This window comes from Pseudoduganella sp. RAF19 (assembly GCF_052114165.1).
Lineage (GTDB): Bacteria > Pseudomonadota > Gammaproteobacteria > Burkholderiales > Burkholderiaceae_D > Rugamonas.
Genome location: NZ_JBFREF010000007.1, coordinates 139,776 through 161,936, shown reverse-complemented (window position 1 = coordinate 161,936; position 22,161 = coordinate 139,776). Strand labels below are relative to the sequence as shown.

Annotated in this window: 23 protein-coding genes; 6 read left to right on the top strand and 17 right to left on the bottom strand. The window is 62.1% G+C overall.

Features of this window, described 5'->3' with window-relative positions; translation table 11 throughout:
• Positions 1-7: 7 nt before the first annotated feature.
• Complete coding sequence (locus AB4Z19_RS19930; protein WP_442024150.1) at positions 8-331, bottom strand: hypothetical protein; 324 nt, start codon at positions 329-331, stop codon at positions 8-10.
• Between the two features lie 169 nt (positions 332-500).
• On the opposite strand from AB4Z19_RS19930, the gene glyQ reads away from it, so the two are divergent.
• The 5 genes from glyQ to AB4Z19_RS19905 are packed head-to-tail and all read left to right on the top strand — an operon-like array spanning position 501 to position 5,776.
• A complete protein-coding gene (glyQ, locus tag AB4Z19_RS19925; protein ID WP_442035846.1) occupies positions 501-1,397 on the top strand; it encodes a glycine--tRNA ligase subunit alpha in 897 nt (298 codons plus the stop codon).
• Positions 1,398-1,409: 12 nt separating this feature from the next.
• On the top strand, positions 1,410-3,512 hold the full coding sequence (glyS, locus tag AB4Z19_RS19920; RefSeq protein ID WP_442024146.1) for a glycine--tRNA ligase subunit beta: 2,103 nt from the start codon (positions 1,410-1,412) through the stop codon (positions 3,510-3,512).
• Position 3,513: 1 nt separating this feature from the next.
• The gene (gmhB, locus tag AB4Z19_RS19915; RefSeq protein WP_442024144.1) at positions 3,514-4,083 is read left to right on the top strand and encodes a D-glycero-beta-D-manno-heptose 1,7-bisphosphate 7-phosphatase; all 570 of its coding nucleotides are present in this window, start codon (positions 3,514-3,516) and stop codon (positions 4,081-4,083) included.
• Between the two features lie 41 nt (positions 4,084-4,124).
• Entirely contained in the window at positions 4,125-4,826 is a 702-nt protein-coding gene (locus AB4Z19_RS19910) for a lysophospholipid acyltransferase family protein (RefSeq protein ID WP_442024142.1), read from the top strand.
• 53 nt (positions 4,827-4,879) lie between these two features.
• Complete coding sequence (locus AB4Z19_RS19905; protein WP_442035845.1) at positions 4,880-5,776, top strand: M48 family metallopeptidase; 897 nt, start codon at positions 4,880-4,882, stop codon at positions 5,774-5,776.
• Here AB4Z19_RS19905 and AB4Z19_RS19900 read toward each other — a convergent pair.
• From AB4Z19_RS19900 to rfbB, 10 genes are all read right to left on the bottom strand, one after another.
• The gene (locus tag AB4Z19_RS19900) at positions 5,773-7,578 is read right to left on the bottom strand and encodes a CIA30 family protein (RefSeq protein ID WP_442035844.1); all 1,806 of its coding nucleotides are present in this window, start codon (positions 7,576-7,578) and stop codon (positions 5,773-5,775) included. The genes AB4Z19_RS19905 and AB4Z19_RS19900 overlap by 4 nt on opposite strands.
• Before the next feature lie 94 nt (positions 7,579-7,672).
• Positions 7,673-8,956 (bottom strand): lipid IV(A) 3-deoxy-D-manno-octulosonic acid transferase, encoded by a 1,284-nt coding sequence (gene waaA, locus AB4Z19_RS19895; protein ID WP_442024136.1) that lies wholly within the window; start codon positions 8,954-8,956, stop codon positions 7,673-7,675.
• A gap of 2 nt (positions 8,957-8,958) precedes the next feature.
• On the bottom strand, positions 8,959-9,924 hold the full coding sequence (waaC, locus tag AB4Z19_RS19890) for a lipopolysaccharide heptosyltransferase I (protein WP_442024134.1): 966 nt from the start codon (positions 9,922-9,924) through the stop codon (positions 8,959-8,961).
• On the bottom strand, positions 9,925-11,304 hold the full coding sequence (locus tag AB4Z19_RS19885; protein WP_442024132.1) for a phosphomannomutase/phosphoglucomutase: 1,380 nt from the start codon (positions 11,302-11,304) through the stop codon (positions 9,925-9,927). It abuts the gene before it with no gap.
• A gap of 103 nt (positions 11,305-11,407) precedes the next feature.
• Entirely contained in the window at positions 11,408-11,722 is a 315-nt protein-coding gene (locus AB4Z19_RS19880; protein ID WP_442024130.1) for an H-NS histone family protein, read from the bottom strand.
• A gap of 66 nt (positions 11,723-11,788) precedes the next feature.
• On the bottom strand, positions 11,789-12,886 hold the full coding sequence (locus AB4Z19_RS19875; protein ID WP_442035843.1) for a glycosyltransferase family 4 protein: 1,098 nt from the start codon (positions 12,884-12,886) through the stop codon (positions 11,789-11,791).
• A gap of 217 nt (positions 12,887-13,103) precedes the next feature.
• A complete protein-coding gene (gene rfbD / locus AB4Z19_RS19870) occupies positions 13,104-13,955 on the bottom strand; it encodes a dTDP-4-dehydrorhamnose reductase (RefSeq protein ID WP_442024573.1) in 852 nt (283 codons plus the stop codon).
• Positions 13,952-14,497 (bottom strand): dTDP-4-dehydrorhamnose 3,5-epimerase, encoded by a 546-nt coding sequence (gene rfbC / locus AB4Z19_RS19865; protein WP_442024575.1) that lies wholly within the window; start codon positions 14,495-14,497, stop codon positions 13,952-13,954. Before rfbC ends, rfbD begins: the two co-directional genes overlap by 4 nt.
• A complete protein-coding gene (gene rfbA, locus AB4Z19_RS19860) occupies positions 14,494-15,393 on the bottom strand; it encodes a glucose-1-phosphate thymidylyltransferase RfbA (RefSeq protein WP_442024577.1) in 900 nt (299 codons plus the stop codon). The genes rfbC and rfbA overlap by 4 nt, the downstream gene beginning before the upstream one ends.
• Positions 15,393-16,460 carry a dTDP-glucose 4,6-dehydratase gene (rfbB, locus tag AB4Z19_RS19855; protein WP_442024579.1) on the bottom strand — a complete coding sequence of 356 codons (1,068 nt, stop codon included), beginning with the start codon at positions 16,458-16,460 and terminating at the stop codon, positions 15,393-15,395. The genes rfbA and rfbB overlap by 1 nt, the downstream gene beginning before the upstream one ends.
• A 94-nt stretch (positions 16,461-16,554) precedes the next feature.
• Between rfbB and AB4Z19_RS19850 the strand changes: the two genes are divergently transcribed.
• Entirely contained in the window at positions 16,555-17,418 is an 864-nt protein-coding gene (locus AB4Z19_RS19850; RefSeq protein WP_442035842.1) for a symmetrical bis(5'-nucleosyl)-tetraphosphatase, read from the top strand.
• Here the strand turns inward: AB4Z19_RS19850 and AB4Z19_RS19845 are convergent.
• The 6 genes from AB4Z19_RS19845 to AB4Z19_RS19820 are packed head-to-tail and all read right to left on the bottom strand — an operon-like array spanning position 17,415 to position 22,100.
• Positions 17,415-18,293 (bottom strand): lysophospholipid acyltransferase family protein, encoded by an 879-nt coding sequence (locus AB4Z19_RS19845; RefSeq protein ID WP_442024583.1) that lies wholly within the window; start codon positions 18,291-18,293, stop codon positions 17,415-17,417. The genes AB4Z19_RS19850 and AB4Z19_RS19845 overlap by 4 nt on opposite strands.
• A complete protein-coding gene (locus tag AB4Z19_RS19840; protein ID WP_442035841.1) occupies positions 18,274-19,575 on the bottom strand; it encodes a dihydroorotase in 1,302 nt (433 codons plus the stop codon). The genes AB4Z19_RS19845 and AB4Z19_RS19840 overlap by 20 nt, the downstream gene beginning before the upstream one ends.
• 5 nt (positions 19,576-19,580) lie before the next feature.
• Entirely contained in the window at positions 19,581-20,546 is a 966-nt protein-coding gene (locus AB4Z19_RS19835; protein WP_442024587.1) for an aspartate carbamoyltransferase catalytic subunit, read from the bottom strand.
• A 4-nt stretch (positions 20,547-20,550) separates the two neighbouring features.
• Positions 20,551-21,063 (bottom strand): bifunctional pyr operon transcriptional regulator/uracil phosphoribosyltransferase PyrR, encoded by a 513-nt coding sequence (gene pyrR, locus AB4Z19_RS19830; RefSeq protein WP_442024589.1) that lies wholly within the window; start codon positions 21,061-21,063, stop codon positions 20,551-20,553.
• Positions 21,050-21,448: a Holliday junction resolvase RuvX gene (gene ruvX, locus AB4Z19_RS19825; protein WP_442024591.1), complete on the bottom strand. Its 399-nt coding sequence runs from the start codon at positions 21,446-21,448 to the stop codon at positions 21,050-21,052. The genes pyrR and ruvX overlap by 14 nt, the downstream gene beginning before the upstream one ends.
• Complete coding sequence (locus AB4Z19_RS19820) at positions 21,441-22,100, bottom strand: YqgE/AlgH family protein (RefSeq protein WP_442024593.1); 660 nt, start codon at positions 22,098-22,100, stop codon at positions 21,441-21,443. Before AB4Z19_RS19820 ends, ruvX begins: the two co-directional genes overlap by 8 nt.
• Between the last annotated feature and the right edge of the window lie 61 nt (positions 22,101-22,161).

Below are 22,161 nucleotides of genomic sequence, written 5' to 3'. Positions count from 1 at the left end.
CCACGCGTCAGCGCCTTAACTCTTCCTCGGTACCGCCCATCAACCGCTCGCGCACCGCTTCGGACTGGGGGCCGGAACGCGTTGCAAGCTGACAAGCCAGCAACTCCCTGAGCCCGTCAAGGCGGGCGATCCGGGCCAGTTTGTCGAGCCGGAGGCAGCCGGTGCGGGCGTCCGGCACGAGGGGAGCGAGGTCCTGGTCGAGGAAGGCGGGCGCGACGGCCCAGTCGATGGCCGCGCAGGCCGTCGGAAAGTAGAACGCGAGGAACTCCTGGAAGTAGCGCGCGATGGCGGTTTTCCAGCGGGTGTCGAAGTCGTCGTTGCTGTCGTCCATGGAAATTTGGACGGCCGGGCGGTGGGAATGGTTGCGTCAGGGCGCTTGAGGCAAATCAAACACCAGCCCAGCGGGCAAAACTCTACAGGTTCCCGGCAAAACCCGCTAAAATGAGCCGTTTTAGCGATCCGATAACGCTCGCGCCTGTGCGCGTCACCGACACACAAAGATGCTGACATTTCAACAAATTATCCTGACCCTGCAAACCTATTGGGACAAGCAGGGCTGCGCACTGCTCCAGCCGTACGACATGGAAGTCGGCGCGGGCACCTTCCACACCGCCACCTTCCTGCGCGCGGTCGGCCCTGAGCCATGGCGTGCGGCGTACGTGCAGCCATCGCGCCGTCCGAAGGATGGCCGTTATGGCGAGAACCCGAACCGCGGCCAGCACTACTACCAGTACCAGGTGGTGATGAAGCCGGCGCCGGAAAATATCCTGGACCTGTATCTGGGTTCGCTGGAAGCCCTGGGCCTGGACCTGAAGCAGAACGACGTGCGTTTCGTGGAAGACGACTGGGAAAGCCCGACGCTGGGCGCCTGGGGCCTGGGTTGGGAAGTCTGGCTGAATGGCATGGAGGTGACCCAGTTCACCTACTTCCAGCAAGTGGGCGGCCTGGATTGCAAGCCCGTGCTGGGCGAGATCACTTACGGCGTCGAGCGTCTGGCCATGTACCTGCAGGGCGTGGAAAACATGTTCGACCTGGTGTGGACCGAGTGGGAAGAGAACGGCGAGAAGAAAGTGCTGAAGTACGGCGATGTCTTCCACCAGAACGAAGTGGAGCAGTCGGCCTACAACTTCGAGCACTCCAACACCGAACTGCTGTTCGCCCAATTCGCCAACCACGAATCCGAAGCCAAGCGCCTGATCGAGCTGCAGCTTACCCTGCCCGCCTACGAACAGATCATGAAGGCCTCGCACAGCTTCAACCTGCTGGATGCACGCGGCGCCATCTCCGTGACCGAACGCGCCGCCTACATCGGCCGCGTGCGCAATCTGTCGCGCATGGTGGCCCAGGCCTATTACGAGTCCCGCGAACGCCTCGGCTTCCCGATGGTCGCCAAATAAAGAATACCGAACATGAATCAGACCCTGCTCATCGAACTGCTGACCGAAGAACTACCGCCGAAAGCCCTGTCCAAACTGGGCGCCGCTTTTGCTTCGGGCATCTTCAACGGCCTGAAAGCGCGCGACTTCCTGGAAGACGACAGCGAAGCTACCATCTTCGCCACGCCGCGCCGCCTGGCCGTCTCCATCACCAAGGTGCGCGGCACCTCGCCGGACAAGCAAGTCCGCGAAAAGATCCTGCCAGTCGCCATCGCGCTGGACGCTGAAGGCAATCCATCCGCGCCGCTGACCAAGAAGCTGGCCGCCATGGGTCTGTCGCACGTCACCGTGGCCGATATGGAACGCGCACAGGACGGCAAGGCCGAATCCTTCTTCTACACCAAGCTCGCCGCCGGCAGCGCCCTGCAAGCGGGCGCCCAGGCAGCATTGGAAGAAACCGTGACCAAGCTGCCGATCCCGAAGGTCATGAGCTACCAACGTCCTGACGGCGAGACCGTGCAGTTCGTGCGCCCAGCCCACGCGCTGATCGCCCTGCTCGGCGACACCGTCATCCCTCTGACCCTGCTGGGCCTGACCGCATCGAACAAGACCGATGGCCACCGCTTCCTGACCGCACCGGGCAAGCGCGAAGTGACCGTGCCGAACGCCGAAGCCTACGCCGCCACCCTGGTGGAGCAGGCGCGCGTGGTGCCGGGCTTCGAAGCGCGCAAGGAAGCCATCCGCGCATCCCTGTTGCAGAAAGCGGGCGCCGACCAGGTGCTGATGCCGGAAGCGCTGCTGGATGAAGTGTCCTCCCTGGTCGAATGGCCGGTGGTGTACGAATGCCATTTCGAGGAAGAGTTCCTGTCCGTGCCGCAGGAATGCCTGATCCTCACCATGCAGACCAACCAGAAATACTTCGCGCTGACCGATACCAGCGGCAAGCTGCGCTCGCGCTTCCTGATCGTGTCCAATATCGCGACCGACACGCCGCAAGCCATCATCGGCGGTAACGAACGCGTGGTGCGTCCGCGCCTGTCCGACGCCAAGTTCTTCTTCGAGCAGGACAAGAAGAAGTCCCTGGAATCGCGCCTGCCGCTGCTGAAGAACGTGGTGTACCACAATAAACTGGGCACCCAGGCCGAGCGCTCCGAGCGCGTGACCTCGCTGGCGGCTGCCATCGCCGGCCGTCTCGGTGGCGACAAGGCGCTGGCCGAGCGTGCAGCGCGCCTGTCCAAGGCCGACCTGCTGACCGACATGGTGGGCGAGTTCCCTGAGCTGCAAGGCATCATGGGCACCTACTACGCGCGCCACGATGGCGAGCATGAAGAAGTGGCCCTGGCTGCGTCCGAACACTACCAGCCGCGCTTTGCCGGCGATACCTTGCCGTCCACTGCTACCGGCACCGCCGTGGCCCTGGCCGACAAGCTGGAAACTCTGGTAGGCATCTGGGCCATCGGCCTGCAGCCGACCGGCGACAAGGACCCGTTCGCACTGCGCCGCCATGCCTTGGGCGTGCTGCGCATGCTGATCGAGAAGCGCCTGCCGCTGTCGATCTCCGCCCTGCTGACCGACGCTGCCCAGCAATTCGTGGCCGTGCCGAACTTCAAGGACCCGACTGCCGACGTCACCGCCTTCATGATGGACCGCCTGCGCGGCATCCTGCGTGAGCGCGGCTTCAGCGTGAACGAGATCGAAGCCGTTGTTGCGCAGAACCCGGACCGCCTGGACGATATCGTGCAGCGCCTGGAAGCGGTGCAAGCCTTTGCCGCCCTACCGGAATCCGAATCGCTGGCCGGCGCCAACAAGCGCATCACCAACATCCTGAAGAAGAACGAGGAAGCCCTGAAGCAGGCAGGCGCCGTTAATCCGGCCGTGCTGCAGGACGCCGCCGAAAAGGCGCTGTTCGAAGCAATGGGCCGCGTCAAGCCGGAAGTGGACCGCGCATTTGCAGGCGGCGATTTCACCACCACGCTGAAGACGCTGGCACAGCTGAAGAACGAAGTCGACGCCTTCTTCAACGACGTGATGGTGATGGCGGAAGATGTGGCCCTGCGTAACAACCGCCTGGCCCTGCTGCAGTCGCTGCACGGCATGATGAACGGCGTAGCCGACATCTCCAAGCTGGCGGCCTGATATGCCACAGTACCAGCCTGAAAAGCTGATCATCCTCGACCGCGATGGCGTGATCAACTACGACTCGCCGGACTTCATCAAGTCCCCCGAGGAGTGGATACCCATCCCCGGTTCGCTGGAAGCGATCGCCCGCCTGAATCAGGCGGGTTATCGCGTGGTCATCGCATCCAACCAGTCCGGCATCGCGCGCCAGTTCTTCGACATCACGACCCTGAACGCGATCCACCAGAAGATGCATCGCCTGGCGCAGCAAGTCGGCGCCGATATCGATGCCATCTTCTTCTGCCCGCACGCCGCGGCGGACAACTGCGATTGCCGCAAGCCGAAGCCAGGCATGTTCGCGGAAATTTCCAAGCGTTTCGACATGAGCCTGAAAGGCGTGCCGACCGTGGGCGATTCCCTGCGCGACCTGCAGGCCGGCTTCATCAGCGGCTGCGTGCCTTACCTGGTGTTGACCGGCAAAGGCGAGAAGACCCACGCCACCGGCGGCCTGCCGCCCGGTACAATGGTCTTCCCTGACCTTGCGTCGACCGTTACCCATATTCTGAAGACGGCGCCCGCCGCCACCTGACCGGAGAATCCTGATTGGCCTTCCTGCGTTCTTTGATTTTCATGTTGATGATGGTCGTTGCGACCGTCATCTGGTCCGGTATCTGCTTCCTGGCGGCGCCACTGCCTTACCCTAAGCGCTATTACGTCACCTCGCGCTGGAACGTCTTCATCATCTGGGCCGCGCGCGTTGTCTGCGGCATCGAGTATGAGATCAAGGGCTGGGAAAATCTGCCGGATGGTCCTGCCGTCCTGCTGTCGAAGCATCAGTCGGCGTGGGAAACCATCTTCCTGTTGGCGTATATGCCACGTCCGCTGGTCTTCGTATTTAAGAAAGAAATTTTGTACATTCCTTTCTTCGGCTGGGGCATTGCGTTGCTGCGCATGATTCCGATCGACCGCAAACAAGGCAAGAATGCGTTTAAGATGGTGGTGCAGCATGGTAAGCGACGCCTGAAAGACGGCCAATGGATTATCATGTTCCCGGAAGGGACTCGCATTCCGGTCGGCGCGAAGGGCAAGTACAAGAGCGGCGGGACGCGCCTGGCGATTGAAACCGAAACGCCGGTGGTGCCGATCGCATTGAACTCCGGCGAATGCTGGCCAAAGAATTCCTTTATCAAGAAACCGGGCAAGGTCACGGTCTCGATAGGCAAACCAATTTCGCCCGAGGGTCAGACGCCCGATGGCATGATGGAGCAGGTGGAACAGTGGATCGAATCAGAAATGCGCGTCATTTCGCCCCACGCTTACAACGCTGGCTAGCCGATCAGGCAAGTTCCAGGCAGTCAGCGGAAAAGCCGGAGGGGCAGCTCGAAATGTTTGCAGGTGGCGCGCAACAAGCGCCAGCCGCCTGCGACAATTCAGTGGCATCCATTCCGACTTTTCCGATCCCCGCTCCCGCAACAGTCAATCTGCTGCGTCCTCCGGTGCAATTGCGCCGCCCCGATGTTCCGCTCGCTCCACCTACCGCTGGTCAAGACAAACGCCAACTATTGGTTGGTGAATTCATCCTCGAATACGTACTGCGCCGCTCCACGCGCCGCTCGATCGGCTTTACCGTCGATGACGATGGCCTGCGCGTGACTGCGCCCAAGCGCTGCTCGCTGGCCGATATCGACAACGCTATCCGCGTCAAGCAGCACTGGATTCTGACCAAGCTCGATGAACGCCGCCAGCGCCGCGCTGCGCGTCTGGAGAAGCCACCGCTGGTGTGGGATGACGGCGCCAAGCTGCCCTATCTGGGTGGCGAGGTCACGCTGCGCCTGTATCACGCGCCACGCAACCGCACGGAATTCAATCCGGCGACCATGGAACTGAATATGGGACTGGTGCAGGGTGCGACCGAGCACCTGTTGAAGGAGCGTGTGAAGAACTGGTTCAAGCAGCAGGCGGAGGGACTGTTTGCGCAGCGCCTGGATATGTATGCGGCGCGCCTCGGCGTGCAGTATGCCTCGTTCTCGCTATCGAATGCCGACACGCGCTGGGGCTCATGCACTGTGCAGCGCGTGATTCGCCTGAACTGGAAGCTGATGCACTTCTCGCTGCCCCTGATCGATTATGTGGTGGCGCACGAACTGGCGCACATTCTGGAAATGAACCACAGCTCGCGCTTCTGGGATCATGTGGGACGCATTTATCCGCACTACGATGAAGCCAAAAACCTCCTGCGCAGGCGCGCGCAGGAGTTGCCACCACTGTTCGCCGCCGATTAAGGCATCAGGCGCACGTCCGCCAGCTCGAACTGGTATTCGCCGGTTTTAGGGCCGGCGTTAAAGCCGATCATGGTGATCGCGCTGGTATCCACGCCCTTGAAGCTATCCAGCGGCAGGCTCACTTCCTGCCAATCGCTGCCCGCCGCAAAGGTCTGGCTGGCCGGGATCGCGCCGCCCTTGGACAGAATCATCACCTGGTATTTCTGGCCGTCGCCCTTGACGCGGAAACGCAAGGTGCGCGCAGCGCTCAGGTCCGCCGCCTCCATCGGCTGCACACCCGGCATGAAGGCCAGGCCTGCCCATGGAAAAGCGAAGCCCGCCTGCACATTGGCCTTGATCTGCACCGCGCGGTTGGCGTCGTCGTGATAGTCCACCTGCACGGTGGATTTCCCGCCGAGGAAAGCGTCGTTGGACGGCATCCAGCCGGCGCCAAACGGACTGGCCAGCTTGTCCTTGCTGAACAGGCTGATGCGGCCATCGGCGGGAAGCGCCAGCTGCTGCGCTTTCGGCGCGGCCAGTTGCTGCGCGACCTTCTCCTGCTGGTCCTTGCGCACGGCGGACTGCGGCTCGCCATCCTTCCACACTTCGACAATGCGGCGCGTCGCCGTGATGTCATGCGTTGGATCGCCGTCCACCAGCAGCAGGTCGGCCTTATAGCCCTTCACAACCCGGCCGCGGATCGGTAGCTTGAAGACTCTGGCCGGCGTCGCCGTGGCAGCGGTCAGCGCTTCAGACGGCGTCAGGCCGGCTTTGGTCAGCGACAGCAGTTCGTGGTGCAGGCTGACGCCATATTGGGTGCCGGTATTGCCGGCATCCGTACCGGCCAGAATCGGCACGCCCGCCTTCTTCAGCGCTGCCACAACAGCATTGGGTGCGACCAGCATCTGCGGCTTGGCCGCTTGGCCATAAGTGGCCTTCAGCGGCGCGATCTGTTCCTTGTTCAGCAGCGACACCATGTCCTTGTCTGACAGCACATCCTCTTCTTGCAGGCCCGCCATGCTTTCCATCACGCTGAAGGTCGGCACGATGAAGGCTTTGCGCTGCCTGGCCAGTTGGACGAAGGACTTCAGGTCCGCATCGCCGATCGCTTCGCCGGTGAACAGGTGCACCAGGCCATCCGCCCCCAGTTCCAGCGCCGTACGCGCATCGGCAAAATTGGAAATGTGGACCACGGCCAGCTTGCCGCGTTTGTGGGCCGCTTCGATCAGCGCTTTCACGACAGGCTTGTCCAGCGTTGGAATCGCGTGTGTGGCACTGCCCGGCTCCATCACGATCTTGATGAAGTGAGAACCTTCGGCGATGCGCGCATCCACCCAGGGCTGGGCTTCTTCCGGCTTGGTCAGCGTGGGCACCGGCAGACCGTATTCGGTGCCGTGGCCGCCCGGCGCCGTGGCCAGCGTGCCGGCCGAGAAGATGTCCGGGCGGTCCTTGTTCTCGTTGCGCTCCATGCGCCTGTTCATGTCCTGCAGGACGGACACGGAGGTGAACATGTCCAGTTCCGACGTCACGCCAAACAGCAGCGGCATCGAGAAATTCTGGTAAGCGTGCACGTGCGAGTCGATCAAGCCAGGCATCAGGGTCAGGCCATGGCCATCGATCACGACCGTGTGTTCCGGCACAGGGCCCTGGTGCTCAAGACTGGCGATAACGCCGCTCGCGATCAGCACATTGCGCTTCGGCAGAAGCTTCTGGCCGTCGAAGACGCGGACATCCCGGATCAGGTAAGGGTCGGCGGCCAGCGCGGGCAGCGCGCTCGCGAGGCCGGCTGCCAGCAAAGCGCTGGCGATAAGGCGGTTCGGCATGTTGTTCTCCGTTGAGATAGAAAATATGCAACATTGCCGATTTTAAACTAGCTTTAGCGGGTTGCGCTGACCACTCGTATAGCCAGGCGACCGCTCATGTAATTGGCGGCAGCAGGTCCAGCGTACGCGCTGTGGCGCCACGGTGGCGGTTAGCGAATGCCAGCGCATGCTGGCCCATCGCCGCGCGCGCGGCGTCGTCGGCCAGCAGACCGCCCGCTTCCTTGATCAGCGCACCGGAGCTGTGCACGCGCACGGCGCCTCCTTCGTGCAGGCAGTCCTCCGTGGCTTGCGCGAAGTTGAAGGTGTGTTCGCCGACCAGAATCGGTTTGCCCAGCGCGGCCGGTTCGATCAGGTTCTGGCCACCCAGTGGCTGCAGGCTGCCGCCAATGAAGGCGATATCGCAGGCAGTGTAATAGGCGAACATCTCGCCCATCGAGTCGCCCAGCACCACGGCCGTTTCCGGCGGCACGCTGGCATCCGGCGTGGTCAGCGAAGAGCGGCGTAGCACGGACAATCCGCGCTCCGCGACCATCGCTTCCACTTCGCTGAAGCGCTGCGGATGGCGCGGCACGATCAGCAGCAGCACATCGGCTGGCAGCGACGCGCGCGCTTGCTGGAAGGCCTCCAGGATCATGCCCTCCTCGCCCTCGCGCGTGCTGGCGCACAGGAACACGGGACGAGGCCCAAACTGCTTGCGCAGCTGCGCGCCGATATCCAGGGCAGCTTGCGGCACCACGACGTCGAACTTGATGCTGCCGGTGACGCCGACATTGCTTACGCCCAGCACACGCACGCGCTCCGCGTCGGCCTCAGTCTGCGCCGCGACAACGGAAACGCCTTGCGCCGCATCGCGCATCAGCTTACCGAGGCGCAGGCCGCGGCGCAGCGAGCGTTCGCTCAGGCGCGCATTGGCCAGCGCCACCGGCACGTTCTGGCGATTGCATTGCGCGATCAGGTTCGGCCACACTTCCGTCTCCATCAGGATGCAGACGCGCGGCTGGAAATGATCGATGAAGCGGCGCACCAGGCCTGGCATGTCGTAAGGTAGATAGGACTGCACCACGCGCGCGCCGTGCTTGGCAAATACGGTCTTGCCGGTGGCGCGCCCCGTCGGCGTCATGCAGGTCAGCACGATGCGCGACTGCGGATAGCGCTTCAGCAGCGCATCCACCAGCGGCTCAGCAGCGCGCGTTTCGCCAACCGACACCGCATGCACCCAGATCGTCGCCGGGCCGTCGTTAGCGGCGCGTGCGCCATACATGCCGAGACGTTCGCCCCAGTGCTGGCGATAGCCCGGCTCCTTGCGGCCGCGCCACCACAGGCGGCCCAGCACGAGCGGCAAACCGAGCCACCACATCAGGGTATAAAAATGGCGCATGATCAGAGCAGGCTTTTGGCGGCGGCCGTCACTTCGGCCACGCCGGGCGGCGAACCTTTGTCGCCGAGATTGATGATGCGCGGCGACCAGTTGCCCTCGGTCTTCCAGCGCGGAGAGTCAGCGTAAATTTCCACCACAGGCCGCGAGAATGCCGCCGCAATATGCGTCAGGCCCGTATCCACGCCCACTGCCAGTGCGGCGCGGCGCGCCAGCACGACGGCGTCGGCCATCGACAGCTTGGGCAGCACGCGCGCATTCGGCAGCTGCGCCGCCAGCGCTTCGGCTTCGGCTTTCTCTTTTGGCGAGCCCCATGGCAGCAGGATAGGCATGGGCGCCAGCTGCTTGCCCAGTTCGATCCAGTTGGCAGGCGCCCACTTCTTGGCGTCGCGTGCCGTGCCATGGAAATAGACGGCATAAGGCGCTTCGCCCATCCACTCGGGACGTGCGGCGCTCGCCGGTATTTCAGGCAGGCCGAAATCGGCCGGTGTGTCGATCTTGTAGCCCATTGCTTCGGCCACCACCAGGCGGCCGCGCGTGACGGCGTGCGTGCGCGGCTCTACGCGTATGGACTTGCTGTGGAAGATGCGCGAAATGCCTTCGTAGCCCGAATCCTCGGTGCCGTTGGCCAGGCCGATCTTGTGATGGGCGCGGGCGGCGCCCATGATGATGCCGGTCTTGATCAGGCCCTGCGTGTCGAACACATAGTCGTACTTCGTTTCGCGCAGCTTGCGGAAGAAGCCTGTCAGCTCGGCGCGAATGGCTTTGTCGCCCAGGTTCTTGCGCCAGCGGCGCAGGCCCCAGGGCAGGATGTTGCGGATCATCGGGTTGAGGCGGAGCAGGCTGACATAGCCCTCCTCCACCACCCAGTCGATATTCGCATCCGGGAAATGGCGCTTGATATCGGCCACGATGGGCAAGTTATGCAGCACGTCTCCCATCGAGGAGACGCGGACAAGCAGGATGTTCATTCAGAACGGCAGCTCGGCGTCCGGCTTGGCGGCCAGGATCACATCGCGGAACTGGCCCTGAATGCGCGCCAGCGCTTCCGGCGATTCCGCTTCGAAGCGCATCACGATCACCGGCGTGGTGTTCGAAGAGCGCGCCAGACCGAAACCGTCCGCATATTCCACGCGCAGGCCATCGATATCGATGATGCGTTCATTGCCGGGGAACGTGGCGTCGCTGCGCAGCTTGTCCATCAGCGCGAAGTTCTCGCCTTCCTTCAGGTGCAAGTGCAGTTCCGGCGTGCTGTCGGACTTCGGCAGCGCGTTCAGCAGAGCCGACGGATCGGCGTGTTTGGTCAGGATCTCCAGCATGCGCGCGCCGGCGTACAGGCCGTCGTCGAAGCCGTACCAGCGGTCCTTGAAGAAGATATGGCCGCTCATTTCGCCGCCCAGCGGTGCGCCGGTTTCCTTCAGCTTGGCCTTCACCAGCGAGTGGCCGGTCTTGTACATCAGCGGCTTGCCGCCGGCCTTCTCGATGTAAGGGGCCAGATGGCGGGTGCACTTCACGTCGTACAGAATCTGTGCGCCCTGATTGCGCGACAGGACTTCTTCCGCGAACAGCATCATCTGGCGGTCAGGGAAGATGATCTGGCCATCCTTGGTCACGATGCCGAGGCGGTCGCCGTCGCCGTCGAAGGCCAGGCCGATTTCAGCGTCGGTCTCTTGCAGGCAGCGGATCAGGTCCTGCAGGTTTTCCGGATGAGCCGGATCAGGATGGTGGTTCGGGAAATTGCCATCTACCTCGCAGAACAGCTCAATCACTTCGCAGCCCATGCCGCGATACAGGTCGCCAGCGAACGCGCCGGCCACGCCGTTGCCGCAGTCCACCGCAATCTTGATCGGACGCGAAATCTTCACGTCGCTGATGATGCGCTCCAGGTAAGCGGCGCGGATATCGTGGGTGCGGTAGCCGCCGGCCTTGATGCCAGGGGTCAGGCCCGCAGCAATTGCTTCATACAGGCCGGTGATGGCTTCGCCGTGAATCGCTTCGCCCGCCAGCACCATCTTGAAGCCGTTGTAGTCCGGCGGGTTGTGGCTGCCGGTCACCATGATGCCGGATCTGGTTTCCAGGATATTGGTGCCGAAGTAGACCATTGGCGTGGCCACCACGCCCAGGTCGATCACGTCCACGCCCGCCGCTTGCAGGCCTTCGGCCAGCGCTTTGGCCAGATCCGGGCCGGACAGGCGGCCATCGCGGCCAATCACGACCGCTTTCTCTCCCTTGCCGACGGCAGCCAGGCCAAATGCGTGGCCGATGGAACGGGCAACGCCGGTGTCCAGGGTTTTACCGATGATGCCGCGGATATCGTAAGCTTTGAAGATCGATTTGGAGAGGGAAACCATAGGATGTGACAGAAGAAGTGAGGCCGGGAGCCCGGCAGGACAAACGGTATGGTAAGTGCGATGCAGACGGCAGGCAAGCCCTGCCGTCGGGAGAGGATTTACTTCAGATGCGCAGGTCGTCGATCGATTTGCCGGCGTCGACCCAGTCTTTGACCCATTTCGGCTGACGGCCACGGCCGGTCCATTTCTGGGTGGCATCGGCCGGATTACGGTAGCGGGCTTCGACTTTGCCGCCGCTCTTGCCCGATTTTGGCAACGTGCCCAGCAAATCTTTCAGAGGCACACCCACAGCCTGGGCAATCGCAAAAATCTGCTCTCGTGCTTTCTGCTTATCTGCGCCTTCGCGGTTTTTCAATTCGCGCTTGATCTGATCCTGCAGATTGCGCAATTCGCTGGACGACATATTCGACAGATCCATCTTCATTCCTTTAGAGATAAATAAATGAGAGTGTTTCCGAACGCAATATACACTAAATTCCAGCGATTAGCCTTTCTTATGGCGAATCATCCAGCGCGGCGCTTTAAATCGCACAATGCGCACATAAAGCCAGACATAACTGATGATAAATAGCAGGCAGAACAGCATCAGTACCCAGGTATGGCGCCAGAATACCGTGGCAGGAATAACAGCCATCAGCGAGAACATCCACAGATAGGGCGAAGTCAGGGAATTGCGGCGCATCAGGGCGCGCGCATCCTTGCGGCCCACCGCCCACTGCACGATACGGCGGAAAATCAGGCTGTGCAAGTGAATACCATCCGGCATAGCAGGCGATTTCCCGCGAATAAACATGCGCCGATAAACCGAGAACAGGGTTTCAAATGCAGGATAGATTAATAGCAACGCTGCATACCAAGTAGAAACCTGTGGATTTCGCATTACGAGAAGCAATGCCAATTCGCCAAGCATAAAACCAATAAAATATGCACCGCCATCGCCGAGGAAAATAAGGCCGACCGGATAATTCCAGATCAGGAAACCAGCCGTCGCACCCGCCACCATCAGGGCCGCCACCAGAACGAACATATCGTTTACCTGCAAAGCCACATAACCCAGCGACAGCAGCATGCAAATAGTGACCACGCTGGCCAGGCCATTAAAACCGTCGATGATATTGATGGCATTGGCGATACCGGCCACCGCCAGCACCGTCAGCGGCAAGGTGAACCACAACCAGGGCAAGGCAAACGGCGCTGTCGTCACCCAGTCGATGCGGTCGATGCGGGCGTCCAGCAGGAAGTAGCCCAGCATGGCCGCGCACATGGTGAGCAGCAGGCGCCGCAACGCACTGACTTTGCCCGTGTAGTCTTCCACGATGCCGCCGGTAAAAGCGCACAGGGAACAGGCCATCAGGGACAGCATCCAGCTCGTCATGGCCGGCACGCGCCACACCGAAATGCAGGCGGACAGCGCCACGGAGAGGAAAATCGACAACCCGCCAATACGGGCTACCAGGTGGGCGTGCACTTTTTGCACACCATGGAAATCGGAATCGAGCGCGGGGCCGTGCAGCCTCGCCTCCTTGATGACCAGCAGGGTCAACAGGGCGGAAGCGATAAAGCTTACGAGGAAAGAAAACATCTGAGTGGTCGGTGGCGCTTATTGTCCGCTTTTTTTGTCGTTTCGCAGTGCAACAATGATTGTTATCAGCACGCTAACCGGCGATTGTACCGGATTAATGAAGGGAAACAGAGAAATTGATAGGAAGGGTGTTGTTGGGGTGAATGATTCTAACAAACGGGCATGACCGGGCCGGAGTTTGCTTACCAATAGATACAAACTCCGAACCCGATTTTACTTACTTCATGCAGAGGCGCAGGGCTTCCTGCCAGGTCGGCAGATGGCAGAATCGGTCCATCAGCTTTTGCGATGACAGTACTGAAAACTCCGGCCGCTTGGCCGGCAGCGGGTATTCCGCCGTGGTGATAGGCACCAGGCGGCAGTCCAGTTCCGCCTGATTCAGGATGGCCTGAGTGAAGTGGAACCAGGTCGTTTCGCCCTGGCTGCTCAAATGATAGACACCGCTGTTCTCGGCCCACCAGGACTCGCCGCGCGCCTGCGCCAGCACCACGGCGGTGGTATCGGCAATGGTGCGGCTCCAGGTCGGCGCGCCGTGCTGGTCGTTGACAATGCGCAGTTCGTCGCGCTCTTTGGCCAGGCGCAGCATGGTCAGCAGGAAGTTCTTGCCACGCATGCCGTACACCCAGCTGGTGCGGAAAATCAGGTGCGACACGCCGCTGGCGGCAATTGCCTGCTCGCCCGCCAGCTTGCTGGCGCCGTAGGCATTGGCCGGTCCGGTGGCGTCCGTCTCCACGCGCGCGCCCGGCTCGGTGCCGGGGAATACGTAATCGGTCGAATAATGGACCAGTGCCGCGCCCAGTTTTTTCGCCTCCTCCGCCATCACGCCCGGCGCTTCGGCGTTGATGCGGTAGGCCAGTCCGGCTTCGCTTTCAGCCTTGTCCACCGCGGTGTAAGCGGCCGGATTGACGATCAGCTGCGGCTTCACTTCGCGGATCACATCGCGCACCTGGTCCAGATTGGCCAGGTCCATGCGGCCGCGATCGACGGCCACGACTTCACCCAGCGCTTGCAGGCTGCGCTCCAGTTCGTAGCCGACCTGGCCGGTACTGCCTGTCAGCAGGATCTTCATGCAAACACTTCCGCATCGGCCAGCAACACGCCCTTCTGGTCCTTGCCGGACAGCAGAGGCTCGCCTTGCAGCGGCCATTCGATGCCGATCGCCGGGTCGTTCCAGAGGATGGAGCGCTCGAACTGCGGCGCGTAGTAGTCGGTGGTCTTGTACAGGAATTCGGCAAACTCGCTGGTCACCACAAAGCCGTGCGCGAAACCGGGCGGAATCCACAGCTGCCGCTTGTTTTCGGCCGACAGCTCCAGGCCGAACCACTTGCCGAAAGTCGGCGATGCTTTGCGCAAGTCCACCGCCACGTCGAACACGGAGCCCGTGGTCACGCGCACCAGCTTGCCCTGCGCCTGTTCGATCTGGTAATGCAGGCCGCGCAGCACGTTCTTTGCGGAGCGCGAATGGTTATCCTGCACGAACTGGGCGGTCACGCCCGTCATCTCGGCGAAGCGGCGGCCGTTGAAGCTCTCGTAGAAGAAGCCGCGGTCGTCGCCGAACACTTGCGGCTCGATGACCAGCAGACCCTCGATGTCGGTGGGGATGACTTTCATCGCGGGATGACCTTATCTTGAAGAATTTGCAGCAGGTACTGGCCGTAGCCGTTCTTCTTCAGCGGCTCGGCCAGGCGTGCCAGCTGGCCGGCATCGATATAACCTTTGCGGTAGGCGATCTCCTCCGGGCAGGCGACCTTCAGCCCCTGGCGGCGTTCGATGGTGGCGATGAACTGGGATGCGTCCAGCAGCGATTCGTGGGTGCCGGTATCCAGCCAGGCCATGCCGCGGCCCATCAGCTCCACCTTCAGCTGCTTCGCTTCCAGATAAGCCTTGTTGACGTCGGTGATTTCCAGTTCGCCGCGCGCGGATGGCTTGATGCTGGCCGCGATATCGCACACCTGGTTGTCATAGAAATACAGGCCGGTCACCGCGTAATTCGATTTCGGGACTTTCGGCTTTTCCTCGATGCTCATCGCGTGACGGTTGGCGTCGAACTCCACCACGCCATAGCGCTCCGGATCGGTGACGTGGTAGGCAAACACGGTAGCGCAGTCGTCGCGCTCGGCCGCGCTGCGCAGCAAGGCATCCAGGTCGTTACCGTAGAAGATGTTGTCACCCAGGATCAGCGAGGACGGGTGATTGCCGACAAATTCCTTGCCGATGATGAAGGCTTGCGCCAGACCGTCCGGCGAAGGCTGCACGGCGTAGCTCAGATTCAGGCCCCACTGGCTGCCGTCGCCCAGCAGCTCCTGGAAGCGCGGCGTGTCCTGCGGGGTCGAGATGATCAGGATATCGCGCATCCCGGCCAGCATCAGCACGGTCAGCGGATGGTAAATCATCGGCTTGTCGTAGATCGGCAGCAGCTGCTTCGACACGGCCTTGGTGATCGGGTACAGGCGGGTGCCGGAGCCGCCCGCCAGGATGATGCCTTTACGGTCGGTGACTGGATTCATTACTGCTCCCGGTTGTTGTAGTTGGCTTCAACCCAATTGGCGTAAGCGCCGGACTGCACGTCCGCCACCCACTGCGGGTTATCCAGATACCACTGTACGGTCTTGCGGATGCCGGTCTCGAAAGTCTCGGCAGGTTTCCAGCCCAGTTCACGTTCCAGCTTGCGCGCATCGATGGCGTAGCGGCGGTCGTGGCCCGGACGGTCTTTCACATACGTGATTTGCGTGCGGTAGCTGCCGCCATCGGCTTTCGGCTTCAGCTTGTCGAGCATGTCGCACAGAGTGTGCACCACATCCAGATTGGCCATCTCGTTCCAGCCGCCCACGTTGTAAGTCTCGCCCAGGCGACCATCCTGCAGCACGCGGCGGATTGCGGCGCAGTGATCGCTTACGTAGAGCCAGTCGCGGATCTGCTGGCCATCGCCGTAAATCGGCAGCGGCTTGCCCGCCTGCGCATTGGCGATCATCAGCGGAATCAGCTTTTCCGGGAAATGATACGGGCCGTAGTTGTTGGAGCAGTTGGTGGTCAGCGTCGGCAAGCCGTAGGTGTGGTGGTAGGAACGCACCAGATGGTCGGAGGCTGCCTTGGATGCGGAATACGGGCTGTTCGGCGCAAAGGCGGTGGTTTCGCTGAAAGGAGGATCTTCCGGCCCCAGCGTGCCATATACTTCATCGGTGGACACGTGCAGGAAGCGGAATGCCGCTTTCTCGGCTTCCGGCAGCTCGCTCCAGTAGGCGCGCGCCGCTTCCAGCAGGCTGAAAGTGCCGTTGATATTGGTGTTGATGAACTCACCCGGACCGAGGATGGAACGGTCCACGTGGCTCTCCGCCGCGAAGTGCACCACCGCGCGCGGCTTGTGCTGCCTGAACAGGGACAACACTTGTTCCTTGTCGCAGATATCGCCGCGCACGAAGATGTGGCGCGCGTCTCCCTGCAGGAAAGCGAGGTTTTTCAGGTTGCCTGCATAGGTCAACTTGTCGAAATTGAGGACGGCTTCATCTGACTGCTTCAACCAGTCCAGTACGAAGTTCGAGCCGATAAAACCGGCACCACCAGTTACGAATATCATTTAGTATCCTGTCCTGCTTAGTAAGTTGTAATCATGATTGTATGTGAAAGCGGCGGGGTTGCGCCAACTGAACAGCAATCGTGCTGAGGTGATAATGAATACTTATGTGATCGGTGACCTGCAGGGATGCCACGGCGAGACCGTGGCCCTGGTTGAACGCATTCTCGAACATGAGCAGGAAGCGGGCCGCGAGCCCCCTTCCCTGCTGTTTTGCGGCGATTTGATCAATCGCGGCCCGGATTCGCTTTCCACACTGCGGTATGTGCAGGCCCTGGCCCAGGGCAGCGGCGGCCGCATCGATGCGGTGCTGGGCAATCATGACTTGCATTTGCTGGCGGTGGCCAACGGCATCCGTCCGGAGTCGAGTTCCGACACGATCGAGCATATTCTCGCCGCCGCCGACCGCGAAGCCCTGCTGCACTGGCTGCGCATGCGTCCCATGGCGATCATGGCCAAGGGACATCTGCTGGTACACGGCGGCGTACTGCCGCAATKGACGGCACAGAAAACCATGGAACTGGCGGGCGAAGTGGAAAGCGCGCTGCGCCACGATGAATGGGTGGACTTCCTGCGCGATATGTACGGCAATCAGCCGGACCGCTGGGACGATGCGCTGACCGGCACCGCGCGCCTGCGCTGCATCGTCAACGCGCTGACGCGCATGCGCTTCTGCACCGCCGATGGCGTGATGGACTTCAAGATGAAAGAGTCGGCCCGCGTCGATGCTTCGACAGGCCTCATGCCCTGGTTCGAAGTACCGGGCCGCTGCACTACGGACACCACGGTGGTGTTCGGCCACTGGTCGGCCCTGGGGCTGCGCATCACACCGCAGTGGATCGCGCTGGACAGCGGCTGCGTGTGGGGCGGCCAGCTGTCCGCAGTCTGCCTGGATGACCGCTCGCTACTGCAGGTCGAATGCCCGGAGTACCGGGCAGCCAAAGGCAAAGGTAAGGCTTAAGCGCCGCGCGGCGACGGCTGCGCCGCGTCGCCGTGCTCCGCATCCCCCTCGGCGGACAGGATCACTTCACCGCCAGCCGGCGGCTCCGCCGGCGCATCGGCATCCGGGTCGAGCAGGATACCGAGCGCGATGCCGATCGCATCGTGCGCGGCTTGCGCCAGTTCGCGGCGATGAGCGCCCTCGCCCTCCATCGGTTCCAGGCAGGTCAGGCGCGCGCGCACTGGTTTGCCGCGCAGGATTTCCAGCACGCTTTCCACAAACGTCATTTCGCCGATGAAGTCGACGGATGGATGATGGCGGCCTTTGTCGTCCTGGTAGGACAAGGCAAACGGCTGCACCTGCACCTTCGCATCCACCGCGGCTTCAAACAGATTGGCGTGGAACGGCAGGATATTGCCTTGCGCCGCCGTGGTCCCTTCCGGGAAGAAGGCCACGCGCTGGCCACTGTGCAGCGCCGTCACCAGGCCTTTGAACACATGGCGCAGTTCGCGGCGGTTGCCGCGTTCGATGAACACGGTGCCGGCTTTCTCCACCAGCCAGCCCGCCAGCGGCCAGGAGCGGATTTCCGACTTGGCCACGAAGCGGCATGGATACAGGGCGTTGATGACGAAAATGTCCAGCCACGAAATGTGATTGGCCACGATCATGCCCTGCTTCAGCGGCACCGCGCTGCCATGGGTCATCTGCACGGTGACGTTACACATCGAGAGCAGCTGCCGCGACCAGCGGCGGATGTGCGCATTGCGCGAGTCGGCGCTGATCCAGGGGAAGATGAAGGCGCAGGTGGCCATCCCTTCCAGCATATGCAGCACCAGGCGCACCATGCGCAGCACCTGGACCAGATCCAGCGGCTTTTTAGCGGGCGTTGCGTTCATAAGCGACATGTCCTGCGACGATGGTTGCCTGCACCTGGCCGGCCAGTTCGTAGCCGAGCAACGGTGTGTGCTTGCCCTGGCTGGCCAGCGCGGCAGGTTCCACGACCCAGCGCGCAGCCGGATCGAAGACCACCACATCGGCGGTACTGCCAACGCCCAGCTGGCCCGCAGCCAAGCCGGCCACGCGGGCAGGCTCGGACGTCACGCGCGCGATGGCGCGCTGCAGCGGCGACTCGCCCGCATGCTGGGCAGCGTAATCGTCGGCCCACTTCACGGCCAGCGACAGCAGCAGTTCCAGGCCGGTGGCGCCCGGCGACGCTTCGCCGAACGGCAGCAGCTTTTCGTCGTCATCGACCGGCGTGTGATCGGAGCACATCGCATCGATGGTGCCATCCAGCAGGCCGGCGCGGATCGCATCGCGGTCGCGCTGGCTGCGGAACGGGGGATCGACGCGCGCGTTCGAATCGAAGAAGTTGATGTCGGCATCGGTCAGGTGCACGTGATGCACGCCCACGTCGCAAGTCAGCGGCAAACCTTCCGCCTTGGCTGCACGCACCAGGTCGATGCCGGCGGCGGACGACAGGCGGCACAGGTGCACGCGGGCGCCCGAAGCGCGCATCAGTTCGAAGATGGTGTGCAGGGCGATCGTTTCGGCCATCACCGGCACGCCGGACAGGCCCAGGCGCGAAGCGAGAGGACCGCTGTGCGCCACGCCGCCGCGGCCGATGTAGGCATCCTGAGGACGCAGCCACACGGTGTAGCCGAAAGTCTTCGCATATTGCATGGCGCGCAGCAGCACGGTGGTGTCGGTGACCGGCTCTTCGGCCTGCGAGAAGCCGATGCAGCCCGCTTCGGTCAGCTCGGCCATTTCGGTCAGCGCCTCGCCCTTCAGGCCCATGGTCAGTGCGCCCAGCGGATGCACGTTTGCCTGGTTCAGGCCTTTGGCGCGGTGCTTCAGCATTTCGACCAGGCCCGGTTCGTCGAGCACGGGATCGGTGTCCGGCGGGCAGACCAGGGAGGTCACGCCGCCCTGCACTGCCGCCTGCATTTCGGATTTCAGCGTGGCCTTGTATTCAAAGCCTGGTTCGCGCAGGCGGGCGGACAAGTCCACCAGGCCCGGCGCGACAACCTTGCCGCTGGCGTCAATGGTGCGGTCGGCGCTGAAGCCGGCCGGTGCGGCGCCCACGGCAGCGATCTTGCCGTCCACGATGAAGAGGTCTTGCTGTGCGTCGATCTTGTTGGCCGGATCGATCAGTCGGCCGTTCTTGATATGGATGTTCATGCTTCTTATGCCTGAGTGCCTGCGACGATGCTCATCACCGCCATGCGAACGGCGATACCGAAGGTGACCTGGGACAGGATCACCGCTTGCGGGCCATCGGCCACGGCGGAGTCGATTTCCACGCCGCGGTTCATCGGGCCAGGGTGCATCACGATGGCGTCCGGCTTGGCCAGCGCCAGGCGTTCCGGCGTCAGGCCGTAAGCCTTGAAGTATTCGCCGGAGGACGGCAGCAGCGCGCCGTTCATGCGCTCGTTCTGCAGGCGCAGCATGATAATCACGTCCACGCCTTTCAGGCCTTCATCCATATTGGTGAAAGTGCGTACGCCCAGCTGCTCCAGGCCGCCCGGCAGCAGGGTTTGCGGTCCGATGGCGCGGATTTCAGGCACGCCCAGCGTGGTCAGTGCGTGGATGTCGGAACGGGCCACGCGGCTGTGCAGGATGTCGCCCACGATCGCCACGGTCAGGTTGCTGAAGGCCTTCTTGTAGTGGCGGATGGTGTACATGTCCAGCAGGCCCTGCGTCGGGTGCGCGTGGCGGCCATCGCCCGCGTTCACCACGTGCACGTGGTTCTGCTTGGTGTCCTGCAGGTGCTTGGCGATCAGGTAAGGCGCGCCCGATTGCGAGTGGCGCACCACGAACATATCCGCATGCATGGCGGCCAGGTTGTCGATGGTGTCCAGCAGCGATTCGCCCTTGCTGGCCGAGGAAGCCTGGATGTTCAGGTTGATCACGTCCGCCGACAGGCGTTTGGAAGCGATTTCGAAGGTGGTGCGGGTGCGGGTCGAGTTCTCGAAGAACAGATTGAACACGCTCTTGCCGCGCATCAGGGGGACTTTCTTCACTTCGCGGTCGGACACGGACACGAAGGAGGATGCGGTATCCAGAATCTGGTTGATGATGGCCTTGGGTAGGCCTTCGGTCGTCAGCAAATGCTGGAGTTCACCGTGTTTGTTCAGTTGCGGATTGAGCATGGTGTCATTCGATAGTCAGGGTAAATCGTCGGTCCTCGCCGGCCTGCTTCAGGCGCAGCGCAGTACCGGGCGCGCAGCGGGTGTGCGCGGCCACAAAATCGGCGGCAACCGGCAGCTGCCGTTCGCCGCGGTCTACCAGTGCGGCCAGCATGATGCGCGCCGGACGGCCATAGTCGAACAGTTCGTTGATGGCGGCCCGCGTGGTGCGGCCGGTGTAGAGCACATCGTCCACCAGCAGGATGGTGGCGCCGGCCACTTCGAACTTGATGTCGGTCGGCTTCACGTCAGTCGGCAGGCCCTTGTTCGCGTAGTCGTCGCGGTAGAAGGACACATCCAGCACGCCGCAGCGCGCTTCCAGGCCGAGGTCTTTTGCCAGGCGCTCGGCGATCCAGGCGCCGCCGGAGTGAATGCCGACAATCGCCGGCTCGTGCGCGTTCGCCAGCCCCGCCTTCACCTGTTCGAGCAGGCTGGCGTAGAGGGCTTCCGCGTCCAGTTGGTTGGGGTCAGTGTGGGACATATTCGTCAAAGTATTGTTGCAGGATGATGGCGGCGGCGCGGTCGTCGATCACTTCGCCACGTTTCGCGGAAATCATCGCGGAGGAGTAGCGTTCATCGACCAGCACTACCGGAATATTGAAGCGGCCGTTCAGCTGATTGGCGAAGCGGCGGCAGCGCGCTGTCATTTCGTGTTCCGCCCCGTCGGGGTGGTAGGGAATGCCGACGATGAAGCGGGCCGGTCCCCATTTGTCGATCAGGGCTTTGATGTCCGCGAAGCGCGCATCATTGCCCACCGATTGAATGACGGCCAGGGGGGAAGCCTGGCCGATCATTGTATTGCCCATTGCGACGCCGATGCGTTTGATGCCGAAGTCGAAGCCAAAAACAGTTTCAGGACTATGCATGGCCCGCTTCAGAGGTGAGCATCATCGGATCGATGCCCAGCAATTTCATGGCTGCCGAATAGCGTTCTTCAATCGGCAGGTCAAACAGGATGCGCGGGTCGGCCGCCACGGTCAGCCAGCCATTGCGGCTGATTTCATCTTCCAGCTGGCCCGGGCTCCAGCCCGAATAGCCAATCGACACCAGCATGCGCTCGGGGCCACGGCCCTTGGCGACAGCTTCCAGCACGTCGATCGAAGTGGTGAAGGCCACGTCATTGGTCACCGTCAGTGAGGATGAATACCGCGCGCCAGGCGTGTGCAGCACGAAACCACGGTCGTCCTGCACCGGGCCGCCGAACATGATAGGCTCGGCTTCCATGTGGCGGTCGGCGGCTGAACTCACTTCGAGGTCGATGCGGTCGAACAGCACTTCCATGGTCATATCGGTGGGTTTATTGATAACGACACCCAGCACGCCGTTTTCATTGTGCTCGCAAACATACACTACCGTGCCGCCGAAAATCGGGTCTTCCATGGACGGCATGGCAATCAGGAAATGATTTGCCAGGTTGAGCGTAGGGGCGGTGATCGGCACCAGTAGCTCCTTCAGTTCGCTAGTTTCCGGTAACAGACCAGGCACAGGCAGGCTCTTGCTGACTTTGCTCTTTTTCATAAGTTGCTCTCTATGCAGGGCTGTTTTGCATTCTTTACTGTAATATCCGCGTCGCAACTCA